The 14,211-nt window shown below is 31.7% G+C and carries 10 protein-coding genes; 7 read left to right on the top strand and 3 right to left on the bottom strand.

What is annotated here, in order from left to right; translation table 11 throughout:
- Positions 1-44: 44 nt before the first annotated feature.
- The 3 genes from D569_RS0110045 to D569_RS22775 all read right to left on the bottom strand — a co-directional run bounded on the left by D569_RS0110045 (position 45) and on the right by D569_RS22775 (position 3,731).
- On the bottom strand, positions 45-1,313 hold the full coding sequence (locus D569_RS0110045; protein ID WP_018932292.1) for an MFS transporter: 1,269 nt from the start codon (positions 1,311-1,313) through the stop codon (positions 45-47).
- A gap of 291 nt (positions 1,314-1,604) precedes the next feature.
- On the bottom strand, positions 1,605-3,458 hold the full coding sequence (locus tag D569_RS0110040) for a TnsD family Tn7-like transposition protein (RefSeq protein ID WP_083939029.1): 1,854 nt from the start codon (positions 3,456-3,458) through the stop codon (positions 1,605-1,607).
- A gap of 75 nt (positions 3,459-3,533) precedes the next feature.
- Positions 3,534-3,731, bottom strand: a complete 198-nt coding sequence (locus tag D569_RS22775) for a helix-turn-helix domain-containing protein (RefSeq protein ID WP_018932290.1) — start codon at positions 3,729-3,731, stop codon at positions 3,534-3,536.
- A 162-nt stretch (positions 3,732-3,893) separates the two neighbouring features.
- On the opposite strand from D569_RS22775, the gene D569_RS0110030 reads away from it, so the two are divergent.
- The 7 genes from D569_RS0110030 (at position 3,894) to D569_RS25130 (ending at position 13,990) form a co-directional block, all read left to right on the top strand.
- Positions 3,894-4,739: a heteromeric transposase endonuclease subunit TnsA gene (locus D569_RS0110030; protein ID WP_018932289.1), complete on the top strand. Its 846-nt coding sequence runs from the start codon at positions 3,894-3,896 to the stop codon at positions 4,737-4,739.
- Entirely contained in the window at positions 4,723-6,858 is a 2,136-nt protein-coding gene (locus D569_RS0110025; RefSeq protein ID WP_018932288.1) for a DDE-type integrase/transposase/recombinase, read from the top strand. Before D569_RS0110030 ends, D569_RS0110025 begins: the two co-directional genes overlap by 17 nt.
- Positions 6,848-8,491 (top strand): ATP-binding protein, encoded by a 1,644-nt coding sequence (locus tag D569_RS0110020; protein WP_018932287.1) that lies wholly within the window; start codon positions 6,848-6,850, stop codon positions 8,489-8,491. Before D569_RS0110025 ends, D569_RS0110020 begins: the two co-directional genes overlap by 11 nt.
- Positions 8,492-8,509: 18 nt before the next feature.
- The gene (locus D569_RS0110015; protein WP_018932286.1) at positions 8,510-10,183 is read left to right on the top strand and encodes a TnsD family Tn7-like transposition protein; all 1,674 of its coding nucleotides are present in this window, start codon (positions 8,510-8,512) and stop codon (positions 10,181-10,183) included.
- An 84-nt stretch (positions 10,184-10,267) separates the two neighbouring features.
- Complete coding sequence (locus D569_RS24735; protein WP_018932285.1) at positions 10,268-11,890, top strand: hypothetical protein; 1,623 nt, start codon at positions 10,268-10,270, stop codon at positions 11,888-11,890.
- A 990-nt stretch (positions 11,891-12,880) separates the two neighbouring features.
- The gene (locus D569_RS0110000; RefSeq protein ID WP_018932283.1) at positions 12,881-13,435 is read left to right on the top strand and encodes a DUF3231 family protein; all 555 of its coding nucleotides are present in this window, start codon (positions 12,881-12,883) and stop codon (positions 13,433-13,435) included.
- Between the two features lie 327 nt (positions 13,436-13,762).
- Positions 13,763-13,990: an MmyB family transcriptional regulator gene (locus D569_RS25130; RefSeq protein ID WP_169336440.1), complete on the top strand. Its 228-nt coding sequence runs from the start codon at positions 13,763-13,765 to the stop codon at positions 13,988-13,990.
- Positions 13,991-14,211: the final 221 nt, after the last annotated feature.

The raw sequence follows: 14,211 nt of genomic DNA, 5'->3' as shown, positions 1-14,211 counted from the left end.
TTAAAGAAATGACTACATGCATACCATTGCATGTAGTCATTTCTTTATTCATTAGTTTTAATCGGTTTTTTCGCTAAAAGAGAACTTATGATACCTATCATCGGAAATATCAGTGTTAGTAGTATAACTAAATTATAGCTCCCAAATAAATCAAATCCTATACCAAATGGTAATGGACCTAATGAAGAACCAATAACCCCTATAGTTGCACCGACTCCATTAATACTTCCGATATGTTTTCTACCAAAGTAATTAGGCCAAATAACTCCAATAGCGATACGTTCTAAGCCGCCTGCTACCCCCCATAAGAAACCAAATAATATCGCCAAGAAGAAAGTATCTGTAATGAATAACAATAAAAGGACAAAGAATTCTATAATAAAGACTACAAGTAGTACTAAATTTGTTTTTACCTTATCCAATATTACACCTGAAATTAACGAAATAGGTATCCCTATAAGTGCCATTAAACTTAATACTAACGCTGCAACTTCAAGAGAAAGTCCATTCGTTCTAAAAATGGAAGTAATATGAAAAGTAATGCCAGTATTGACCATAGCCGGAATACCGACACAAATTAATATCGCCCAAAAAGCTCTAGTTTTCATTGCTTCCTTCAATGTCCAATCTTCTTCTGCTTCACGAATCGGCGTAACTAGTCTGCTTCCATTTTTATTTTCTTCCGCTTCTTTCTCCCCATCAGGTTGCAAACCAATAGATTCTGGATGATTCTTCACTCCAAAAAATGCAATTGGAACAAACACAAATAATAGAACGAATCCCCAAAATTGCCATGCAATTTGCCAGTTCCAAGTTTGTATTAACCAAGTGTTGATAATCGGAAATAACATTGCGCCTGCAAACCCAAAAAGGGCTTTTATACTGAAGGCTCTTCCTCTCTTTTTAATAAACCATTGTGCTACTAAGGTATTTGGAATTAAAGTCATGCTTCCTTGCCCTAGTAAACGTACCAAGAAAAACCCTAATGCAAGCATCCAAATACTAGACACAAAACTGTTATAAAAGCATGCAAATGAGAATAATGTTCCAACTATTACCATCATAGCTCTAGGGCCAAAACGATCGATAAATCGTCCAACTAAAATCATTAATAAACCTGCAACCAAGGTTGCAACAGAATATACTCCAGAAACTAGGGATCTAGACCATCCAAAATCGTTTATATACTCATCTATAAATTGTGAATTAGAAAATGTTTGTCCTGGACCAGAGAAAAAAACTCCTAAACCACCAATTATTAATACTAACCAACCATAATAGAAATTATTAAAAAATTTTAATCTATATAACATACGTATCCCCTTATTTTCAGAAATGTTTTGTGAAGAAGATGAAGTAGTTTTTTGAAGGTATTAGAGGAATATTAACAGTTAATTACTATACCACTTTTATAATACATTGCAAACGTACTAAATTAGTGTGAAATTATTCCTTTAGGAAGAAACACGAATATACATAAATTCATCGGTATTAATTTTAGTTTTTAAGAAATTAAAGTTACTTCAATATCTTTATATAGTAAAATAATTTCGCATAAAAGGCTAACATAAATTATGTATAGTTTTGTGCTTTTTTTAGATACATTAGTTGGATGTTTTCAGTCTTTCAATTGTGTCATGTAGTTTAGAATGTAAATCGATTCTATTTGGGAGTCCAGCAAACCTTTTTAGTTCCCACATTTTAATAACTTCCTGTTGATCTTTTAATTCATTAAACGCCCAGACTACTCTTCTTATCTGGAATTCTTCTACCGATTCCGTTACTTCAGCTAAGATGAAGTTGGTAATAGGTAATTTCTCTAAATGTCGTTCTAACAAAGCTTGCTTTCTAATTAATTTTCCGATTTTGTTCCTGGTAACCCTTAAAGGCTTAGAATGATTAAGTATTTGTATAACTTTTGGGATGATGATTTTTGCAATTTCTTCATCTCTATGTGACCAGTTGATTTTATTAGATGGAGGATTCAATTCTATCAATTTTGGAGAATGATTGTTTAACCATTCTTTGTCATTTCTATATAACCACATAAATAATTTTGGATTTAATTTCCTGAGATTAGTTTTGCTAAGTGTTGGGTTTTTATGTTGAAGAAAGAGCCATTCTCTCCGGTACTTAATTATAGAGATAGTGTTACCTGAAACAGATTCAGATTTTATTGAATGACTTCTTTTCTTTTTTGAATATTTAATGACAGTTTTTGTATCTACATTTAATTGTCGAGCTATTTTTCTTAAACTATACTCTTTTTTGCTTACAAGTACTTCAAGCTTTGACATCCAAACTCCCCCAAATTGTTTTATCCTACTAATACAATATCTGTTTTCGGAATTTGGATCAGGCCCTCTTCTTGTATAAATAAATCCACATTGGCAAGTGAAGGTGCCGATAGGTTTTTGTGTTTTTGAACAATGCGTGATAATTACGTTGTTAATGATATCTTTTTTGTAATGGTTAGCTGCTATATTTAAGCATGGAAAGGGGCCTTCTCCAAAGGCATTCTCTATTGGCTTCGTAGTCGTTAGGCTTTCTATAGATGTCCCTACAAAGTTCATAAAAAGTAGATGTCTTGTGGGATGGAAGACCTTCCTATGTTTTCTTGTAATAGATTTCAACCAATTTGATTCACTTTCTAACTGAATTGCAGACTGCAACAGTTCTAAAGTGTCTTCGTTGAAAAAGTGTGAAAATCTAGAAAACAGTAGTTGTTGTCTTACGTTACCTTTTGGACTTAATAATCCTTGCCTATTTAAAAGAACCTTATAATACTTCTGAATTTCTTCTGGGTCAAATTGAAAATTCCCATCAATTAATAATTGACTTTCCTTTGCCATCGTAAATAAGATTTCAAATGTTTCATGGTTAATGTTGCTAATAATTCTTCTACTATTATAGTCGGTACACAACAAGGGTCTATATTCATGTTTATTAAATCCTCTAAAAGGAATAGATGTTTCGAGTAAAATCTCACCATGATGCGGGCATACTAAACAACTAGGAAGTTGATGAATTGTATGTAGAAATGGTTCGCCGTATGAAGAAATATCTTCATTCTTGCAGACATGACAATATCGAAAATTTTTTATATCATTCACTGTACTAGCCATATGGCCAGTTAACATATGTAAAGCATGATTCGTTCCTTCCAACATACATCTCATCACCTTTTCTCTTATTTGTGAAGTGGAAAATGTTGTATAGTAATTATAAAATGTGTGTTTGAGAACCCATTCTTGTGGTGGTGAAGGACAAAAATGTCTACATTGATCATAAAGGTATAATAACCTGCAAGGTAAATCGGGAGTCGAGATATGAGAGGTAGATCCAAATAAGTCAAAAGTTGTTTGTTTAAAACTGAGATTCCCTGAATGAACGTGGTATCTCGCAAACCAGCTATATAATAATTCACCAGGATACAATGTAGGCAAGTATGTAATCATTTTATCCACCTTCTTTATTTTTCCCTAAAAAAATTATCTCCATAAAAAGCTGGAGATAATCCTTTCTATAGAAATTTATTTACCTTTTAATAGCCAATCCGTACTAATCCGGAATTGTTTACTTACTGCAATTACTGTATCGATTGATGGTTTTGATCTTCCTTTTTCAATATCACTTAAAGTACCTTGTGAAACACCAATCATATGTGAAAAATCTGTTTGTTTGAGATTATTTTTTAGCCGAAGTTCTTTAAATCTTGCTCCTATAGTCACGTGTATTCTCCCTCTCGTATTTAATGTTAATCTCTAACTTGAATTAATATCCGTATAACGATATAATCATGGCAAGTTAAAAGCCCAAGATATATTTTATCCATTTTCATTATATTAGCAAGTGTAAAAATGCTTCACAAAATAATATTAAAAGGTGAAAATATGGGAAAAAGAAAATATGGTTGGACGGAAAATAAAATAGCTAAGTACATTAAAGAAGGCAGAGGTAGTGGAGAGTTAGGCAGTTATAAACCATGGTTAACTATACATGATGTGCCTAGCCGTGGGAATAGCAGTAGAATTAAAGGTTGGAAAACCGGTAGAAACCACCACTTCTTTTCGAATATTGAAAGAAATTATTTTTATTTACTGGAGTGGAGTGAGGCTGTTTTAGATGTAAGAGAACAGTTCCCTTTAAATAGGACGAAAACATTAGAGATCGCGGAAAATAAGGGAATAAAGCATATAAAGGATAATAAGAACAATACTTTTATCCCAGTGACAACAGATGTTGTTATTACTATTAGAAGAAACAATCAAGTACAATCGGAAGCAATTTCTATTAAACCATCGGAACATCTAGAAGATAATGATGTATTAGACAAGTTGGAAATAGAGCGTGAATATTGGAAGCAACAAGAAATAAATTGGTTGATAGTAACAGAGAGAGATCTACCATCTAATTTGACTAGGAACATTCAATGGATACACCCATTTCGTATTATAGAAAAAGAACAAGTAGAACTAGCCAATACCTTTTTAAAATATCTAAACGATACATATAATAAGAATCAAATTGTTTCTATTTTTGATTTAATTACAGCATTTGAGGAAGATTATATACTCAATGCCGGAACAGGCGTGAATTATTTTAGATACTTATTAGCAAATAAAGTTGTCTCAATAAATATGAATGAAAAGCTTGATTTGCGAAAACGGACAATACATGATCTTTCTATTAACCATCAAAAAGAAGGGATCGATTATTTCAATGCTAGTAGTAAATGATGTAATTCAAAACGTTCACACTGAAGAGACTTTCCGAATTTTATGGTTGGATAGGCAATTGAAGTTGGGTTATATTATTGATACTCAAGTAGAGAAAGCTCTTCCTATCAAACTTAAACTAAATGAGGTTGAAGATGACTTAGCAAATGGGGACTCTATCTACATTGAAGACAACCTTTTGTCTAATCGATTAGTAAAGTATGATATAAAAGAACAGGACGTTCAATTTAGGAATAGAGCATGGGAATCAATTAAGGATATTGTACATAAAGAACCGGATATTTATCTTAGACAAAGACGTGGAAAATTAATCCGAGAAGTAGTTGCTCAAAAGAATGTTTCTGCCAATACTATTATGAAGTATTTACGCAAATATTGGCAACGTGGAATGGTAGTTGATAGTCTTTTGCCTGACTATGTAAACTGTGGAAATTATGGTGATTATCAATTTAAACGTAAAGCTGGTCGTCCTAGAAAAAAAGGTGGGGGAATTAATGTTTCAGAAGAGTTGAAAGAAATCTTTAAAATATGTATCAATAAATATTATTTGTCTAGAACAAAACCTTCTTTGCAATTTGCTTATGACATGATGATCAAAGATTATTTTAAGAAGGGATATGTGTATACAGAAAACAAGAGAAAATTAGTTTTGCAAGATGAAGAAAATATTCCAAGTTATTATCAATTTTATTATTGGTTTCAGAAGCTATACCAATTAGATGTAGTGGTAAAAAAGCGTGAAGGAGAAACCGCGTTTGAAAGGAACTATAGAAAATTATTAGGATCAACAGAACATGACGCACTCGGTCCAGGTTCACTATATCAAATTGATGCAACACCTGCTGATATTTTCTTGTTAAACAGATTTAATACAAACTGGATGGTGGGAAAACCAACACTTTATTTTGTCATAGATGTTTTTAGTAGGATGATTACAGGATTTTATATCAGTTTAAATAATCCTTCATGGATAAGCATGGCAACGGCTTTACAAAATGCATTTAGTGATAAAGGAGAATATTGTAATAGACTTGGAATCAGTTTTGCTGAAGGTGATTGGCCAGTAATAGGGCTTCCTAATGCAATTATTGGTGATAGAGGAGAATTAGAAAGTAAATTTGCGGATTCTTTAGTGGAAGGATTAGGTATAGAAATTCATAATAACCCCCCATATCGCCCTGATTGGAAAGGAATTGTGGAACAATTATTTCATTCTTCGCATGACCTATTGCGACCGCTACTACCAGGATATATACATAAAGATTCAGGTAAAAGGGGTTCCATAGATTTTAGACATAAAGCAACGCTAACACTAGATGATTATGTAAAAGTGATTGTTTATTTTATACTTTACTATAATCACAATCATTATATGTCAGATTATAATAGGAATGTTGATATGATTGAAGATAATGTCCGACCAATTCCAATAGAGTTATGGAATTGGGGTATAAAAATAAATGGTGGGCTTCAGAAAGCAAACAAAAACTTAGTGGACTTTCATTTACTACCAACGGATATGGCTACTGTAACAGCTCAGGGGATTCGGTATAAAATAATGTTATATTCATGTGATATCGCTATTGAAGAAGATTGGTTTGTAAAGGCTAGAAAAAAGAAGTGGAAAATGAAATTTTCCTATGATCCAAGGAATATGGATGTCATTTATTTACATGTAAAAGGAACTGAATCACCATATAAAATGTGTACCCTTCTACCCCACCAAGAAAAGTTTCTAAATAAGTCTCTTAATGAAATAGATCAATTAATGGATCACGAAGCGGAAACAAAAGATAGCTTAAAACACAATAAATTAACGAACAAACTGAATCTTTATACACAAGTAGAGGAAATAGTGAAGGAAGCCGAAACTAGAAAGAAAGCAGAACATGATTCGAACATAAGTAAAAGTAATAAAATTTCTCAATTAAAAACCAAAAGATCAAAAGAGCAGAATGAAAGGTATTTAGATGAAAAAATCGAATTGAAAAATACCAGTAAACATGTTGAATTCCCAAAAAATGAATTAGATCCAATTAATAAGAACAGCATACATAATCAATCATATTCAATAATGGACCTTTTCTCTAAACAAAGGATGAAGAAAAATGAAGAATGATGAAACTTCAGTTCAACTTCCTAACGGTAAACAAGTACCCTATGCCATTTATACGCCTCAAGAAATTCTGGACTTTAAAAATAATCCATTAATTGAGGCTTTACCCCCCATTTTATCATTCGAAGAATCCTATGAACAGTTAAGCTATCTACCTGAATACAATTCAAAAGAACGAAATTTATCGATCCATCATCGATACCATGCATTATTAAGGTTATCACGATTTTATCAGCCCACCAACAAAACAATTGAATTAGAACTTAAATTTTCTCGTTTTTTACGATATGGGTATGTTAATAGAAATCCAAATGATAAGCAGCATACGCTTGTATTGAATGAGTTAAAAGATAGACTAATTAATAAATATGATCTGGGTTTATCGCCAGATATTAGAACTACTTCATCGAGCTTTACGCTAATGGGGTTCTCTGGAATTGGGAAAACTTCTGCAGTAGAAAGAGTCTTATCTTTGTATCCACAAGTTGTTGTGCATAAATATCCATTAAGTTTATTTCAGATCACATGGTTAAAACTTAACTCTCCACATGATGGATCAATAAAAACATTATGCATGGACTTCTTTTTGAAAATTGATCAATTAATCGGAACTAACTATTTTGAAAAGTATGGAAATAAGAGAAATTCGAATAGTTCCATGGTTGTAAGGATGGGACAAGTTGCAAGGTTACATTGTATAGGTGCTTTAGTTATAGATGAAATTCAACATTTATTAGTGCATAAAAAAAGTGAATCTGATGAAGTAATGAATTTTTTTGTAACGATGATAAACGAGATAGGAATTCCAATTATGTTGATAGGGACAATGAAAGCAAAAACCATTTTACAAAAAGATTTTCGACAGGCTCGTAGAAGTAGTGGTCATGGAGATATGGTATGGGAACAAATGAAAAATGATGATAATTGGAAAGTGCTTATGACTGCTATGTGGGATTATCAATGGACTAAAGAAAACACTACATTAAATGAAGAATGGATGAATTTCTTATATAAGGAAAGTCAGGGAATAACAGATATTGCAGTTAAGTTATACTTCCTTGGTCAATCTTATGCGATTGAAGCTGGTATTGAGGAATTAACTTTTGATGTGATTCGTTATGTTAAAAAAGAACATTTGAAACTTATCATTCCGTTTTTAAAAGCACTGGAGTCGGGTAAAAAAGAGGAAATTGCAAAATATGAAGACATAACACCATTAGATTTAGAAGAATTCTTGTCTTCGAGAATGCCAGCGATAGATATGCGGGAAAAAATACAAATGGAAAAAGAAATACAAGCTAAAAAAAGAGCAAAAAAAGAAATCTCCATATTAGAAAAAGTTATTATGACGCTTCTCTCTTTAGACATTGAAGAAGAACTAGCCGAGAAAGCTGCAAAGGTAGTTATTCAACAGAATTCTAATATTAATGCAAAGAATGCGGTTTTCATAGCAATGAAAAAAATTGATGAATGGGAAGAACAAAAACAAAAGAAAGTTATGAAATTAGATAAGAGTGCGTCGACAAATAAATTACATGACATAGTGGAAAAAGGTAGAAAAAAACAACTTTCAGCTAGAGATTCGCTAATTGGAGCAGGAATTATAAAATCTGTTACAGATGATTTAATTTTATAATATTTAGGGGATGATTTAATGCTTAGTAATTTTCCTAAACCCTATCCTGGGGAATTATTCTACAGTGTTCTCTCTAGGTACTTTGCTCAATCATTAGAAACTAATGAGATGAATTTTTTGTATGATTTATTTAATACAAGAATGAGTACGCTTGGAAAATCCATTCCTTATAATTTAAAAAAGATACTTAACGAACTGGACATATTCTATTATTTATCATTGCCAGAGGTAATTAAGAAACACACTTTATTTTATTATTATAGTAATTTTCACCCTCGTTTTGAAGTAGAAAATACTTATTCAAAATTATTGTTCGGAGAAAAAAAACATAACAAAGTATTTTCTAAAGGAATGGATTTAGTAAATCGCACAGATTATTTTAAATTCTGTCCAGAGTGTATGGAAGAGGATTATGAAATGTATGGAGAGACCTATTGGAGATCTCTATTTCAAATTCCTACGGTTTTCGTCTGCCCGAAGCATAAAATCCTACTAGCTGAGAGTTCAGTATTATTAACGACGAAAGCCCTTATTGTTGCAACTGAATATAATTGTATCCGATCTTCATCTCAACATAACAAAGTAACTAAGAAGTCATTATTTTATTTGTTATTACTTGCGCAAGAAAGTAAAAAATTATCAAATGAAAATTATGATTTATATCATAAAAGTAGATTAAATATAATCATTTTATTAAAAGACATGGGACTATTAGATCGTTATGGTTCGATTAAAAAGCTGGAATTAGTAGATCGGTTTATCAGTTTTTACGGTTTAAACTTCTTACAAGTCATTGGTTTTAATCCAACCCAATTTGCTAACGAGTTATATGAGAATGTTCATCTAAACTATTTGCATTATATGGAACGCTTGCTCTTAATTATTTTTCTAGTAGGTAATATTAAGGAATTTGTGAACATGCCATTAGATAGTTTAAAACATATATCTACATGTGAAAATCATTATTGTTCGGAAAAACCACTGTTAAAGTTTTATATGTTGTCAGAGTATGGACTTAGAAGAAGGAATATTGGTACGATTTCTTATCATTGTAAATGTGGATTGCAGTTTGACGGAATTTTTGGGGATGATGATGTGATGTTGCAAGGATCAAAATATAGTTATTACAATGACAAGTTGTTGCAGTATTTATATAAACATATATATCAAAATAACATATCAATAAAATCAATAGCACAAAAGCTACAAATTGAAATTATTACTGTTGAATTTTCTCTCCACCAAAAAGTATATGGTATTATTGAAAAAACGAACGAAAGGGATTATCAATTTTATAGGGAGAAGTGGATTCAATTGATCCATAATAACCCTAAGAAACATTATTTAGAGTTAAAATATACGGCATTACCTACATATACATGGCTCTATAGAAATGATATTGAATGGCTTAAAAATACAATTTTAAATTTGGAAAATAACAAACTTGATATAAAGTTTATTCGGAAAAGGGATGCCATGTTTAAAGAATATTTGAGAAAAAAATTTTGGAGGCTATTGATTAACCAGTATAAGGGGAAAGAGATATCTTTTAGAATGAAATCTCAGTTTGCATATTTAGATTATATGAAATCTGAACTTCGTTATTACTCAAGTACAATAGAATATATAGGTAAATTTCGGAAGATACGTAAGAAATACCATTCAGAAGAAATACAAATACCTTATATGTAATTTATAGTTTAAGAGTCGGTAGAAAATTTAAAAGTGTGATAAAATTATTTATAAATTTTAAATTTAAAGTTTAGGGGGAAGATGATGCCTCGTAATGTAACTCAGTATGATCTTCTAATATCTTGTCCTTCAGATGTTATAGAGGAACTAGAAATTATAAAAGAGACAGTTAATGATTTTAATCGTATGTATGGTTCAGCTAATAATATTTCAATAGTCTCAAAACATTGGTCGAAGGATTCCTATCCGCAATCTGGAGAAAAACCGCAAAATTTATTGAACAAACAATTTGTTCTAGATTGTGATGCAGCAGTTGCGGTGTTTTGGACTAGGTTTGGAACCCCTACTGATAATTATGGGTCTGGGACTGAAGAAGAGATTGAAGAGTTAATAAACAGTGGTAAGCAAGTTTTTCTTTATTTTAGTGATCGCCAAATCAACCCTAGCAATTTTGATCCAGAACAACATAATAAAATACTGGATTTTAGAAAGCGATACGAGGATAAAGGTATTTATGCAACATATTCAGATTTGACAGAATTCAAGAAGTTCTTTCTTAATCATCTATCTCTACATTTTGTAAACATACTTACTGAAAGTAACGGAAAAACTTTTTCTAACAACAGTGAACTTTTCATTAAAGGTGTTAGGCAAGGGAAAATTTCTGAAAATCCAATACTTTATAAAACTGATTATATACATTCAAAGTTTATGGTAAATCTAGAAACGGATATTAACCAGATATTTAAACAAATAAATGAAATTGATCTTCATAACCAGAAATTTACTGAAATAAAGTCAAAGTTTCCTGTATCAAATAAAAAAACAGATGAGGTCACAGAATCGAGAGCCAAACTAGAATCAATTCGATCAGATCTACAAAATCAATTCAAAAATAGTTCAGAAATATTTACTAGTAAAAAGGTTTTTTTACAAGAAGAACTGGTAAATGAAATAAATACATATGCTGAAGAATTTAATATTCATATAAATGATGAAATGTTTTTTGATTTAGGAGAACTTAAAAAACAAGAGTCATTTCTTGGTGGTCTGCCATTTGGTACAGGTCCTTCGTATAATTTAATTGGGTCTGATGATGAAAAAGAAAAATTTTCATTGCTAAAAGAAGTATATTCTAAAATAAAAGAGTATAGACAATGGGATTATTATTTTTCTGAACTCGATTCATTGTACTATCTAGATTTATGTTTAACCAATTCAGGAAATAGTTATGATGAAGATGTAGATATAAAGTTGTTTGTAGAAGGTGGGTATTTAAGTATAGGAAGACAAGTACCATTACCAGATGATAATATCCTAGAACATGCAACTCAAATATTAGAAATATTTTTCAAACCCAAAAAGTCTCTTGCTGTAAAGGAATATGATGATTTGTCAACAGGACCTGAACATGTTACTCCACCAGACGTTTCCTTATACAATTTTAATCAATCATATGAAGAAAAGATACAATCAGATAAGGAAGATTATTGGAACTTGATTGATGATATATTTTGTTATGATTCTTTTCAAGAAGAAGGTTATGACGTCATTTGTTACAAGCAATCATATATAAAACAGAAAACAAATGTGTACTTTCCATCAATAGTCATATTTAGAGGTGTTCCTAAGGAAATACGTTATGAAATATCTTCTAAATATTACCCCGAAATTATTGAAGGGAAATTGACACCTATTCTAAAATAGCGGGAAGAATAGAAAGGGCCTAGAAGAAAATCTAAGCCCTTTTACATTTTAAATTTCATAATAAAATTAAATTAAGCTGCTCTTTAGCGCACAACTTACTTTTAAATTTTTTTAGAGCAAGTGGCCTAATTCAGCGCATAACTTACTTTTGAAATGTGAATTTTTACCATCGAGAAAATGAGGGTTTGATGAAGGTTTTAGCGCATAACTTACTTTTAAAAATACATGTGTTGTCACCCACAATTAATCTTTTTCCAGAAGTCTTAATCTCTTTCCGTGAATGGGAGAGGAAAGAGCATTTGAGAGAGACTTTTGAAGAAGGTTTGAGACAAAAATGAAGTGATAATGTAATGGTTCAGCATCGGATAAAACTTGATATATAAAGGTTTAGAGCAGAAGTTAAGGGTATCCTTTTTCTTCTGTTCTTTTTTCTATCTTCATTCAGTTTTTTCTCTGTTAAGGAAAAACAAAGTTACCGTTCGACAAATTTCGCATCTAGTGAATTGGGTCAAAATCGGCTGTTTTACGGAAAGACATTAATTTTGCACCATATTCTGTAAAAGTAGGTTGGAGTTAGGTGTGGTATGGGATTGAGGGAGGGAAAGAGATTAATCGGGGGACACCTTTTCTGTTACTTCGAAAGAACTAAGTGCAAAATACAAGAAAATAACGACACCTACCGTTATTGTAGTTAGTGAAAATGACCCATTCGGTACAATTGTACAAGCGGAGCGATTGAAGAACGATTTTCCTCATGCTATATAAGCTCATCCCAAATATTACACATGATTCCCGAACTTCATCCTTAAATGAATACAGAAAATATAAACAAGGTCTCTAACATGAATAAAAAACTATATAATTGCTTCAATTAATGGGTGGCGATTGTCCAAAAAGAATAGTCGCATCTTGTACTAAAGCGTAGGATATTTTAATAAATAATACATACCTTCTTATTTCTTGAGAAAATTAGATTAAGGAGGTGAAAAAATGCCTAACCCATTTGAGACTGTCTGGAATGTGCTAAAAACTTCAATTGACAATACGAACGAACCAAAATCTCCTCTTCATGTAATAGAAGTTGGGGATATTTGGAAGTATTTAACTTTGGTTGAAGAATTTATTCGTTATGAAGAAATTGGTTTAAATACCACTTCAGATGATGAAGTAATGGAATTACTTAATGATGTGATTAAAACATGTAAATCACACGTAAAAAGGTTGAATGAATTTATGAAAAAAGAAGGAATACCTTTACCAGATGTCGTGTCCGCTAAACCGAATTCTAATCCAGAAGCGATACCTTTAGGTGTAAAGTTATCAGATGATGAAATCACAAATGGTATTGCTTTTAAGCTAGTTACCTGTTTGAAAACATGTGCAAAAGGCCAAGCTGACGCTATTCGTAATGATGTTGGAATGATGTGGATCCAATTTTATTCCGAGTGGGTAATGCTTGGTACAACGCTAAAAACTTTAATGCGTAAACGAGGTTGGATTAAGGTTCCACCTTATTATTATCCGCCTGGTGCTCCAACACAATAAGTATATATAGATTTTTTTGAAAAAGTCTATTATTTATCGATCTTTTTTTAACTAAACTAATCTTTTTCCTGCATTGCAGTGGGAAGAGAGGTGGGAGAGAGAAATGAAATTGAATTGAATAGTTAACGAAAAAGCTGTGTGTATCAATGTTTTGAATAGAAGACCATGAGATTAAAGAGTTTCTTTTTTCTTTCGGTCTTTTTTCTGTATGAAAAAACTTAATTTTCGATTCATATATGATTAAAAAGTTTTCATACTTTACTTTCTAAAAACTGTAGGTACAATGAAACATTTTCTCTGCCAATTGAAAAACAATATGATGATTCATTGCAAGCCATGGTAGACAAGTTGCCATTTCCATCCTTCATTACTGATCAGCGGTCTAAGGTTATTTTTTGGAATCAAGAGACGGAAAGGATAATTTTTCCATTTCCCTCTTGTTCCCCCGAAGACCGGTATCTTCTGCAACTTCTTTTCTTAGAATCAGGTGTTCGGGATCGTATTCAAAACTGGAGCGAATTTTCTACCTACTCAGTAGCAGTCCTGGCGGGGTAATTATGATCGTTACCCAGAGGACCCAATTCTTAATCAACTTCTTATCAATCTAAAACGGCAAAGCAAGATGTTTCAAAACTTATGGGACCAGCACAGCATATAACAGAAGAAGGTTAGTTTCATTTCGATAAATGACGAACAAAGTCATACCAATCATTTCCGCATTCATTCTGCTTCCAATGTAGATGGAAACGAAGATCTTCATTGGTGTATGTATGTTC

Origin of the sequence: Gracilibacillus lacisalsi DSM 19029, from assembly GCF_000377765.1 — a bacterium.
In the GTDB taxonomy this organism is placed as follows: Bacteria; Bacillota; Bacilli; order Bacillales; family Amphibacillaceae; genus Gracilibacillus; species Gracilibacillus lacisalsi.
Note: the sequence above shows the minus strand (reverse complement) of the source record. Positions and strands in the feature narration are given on the sequence as shown.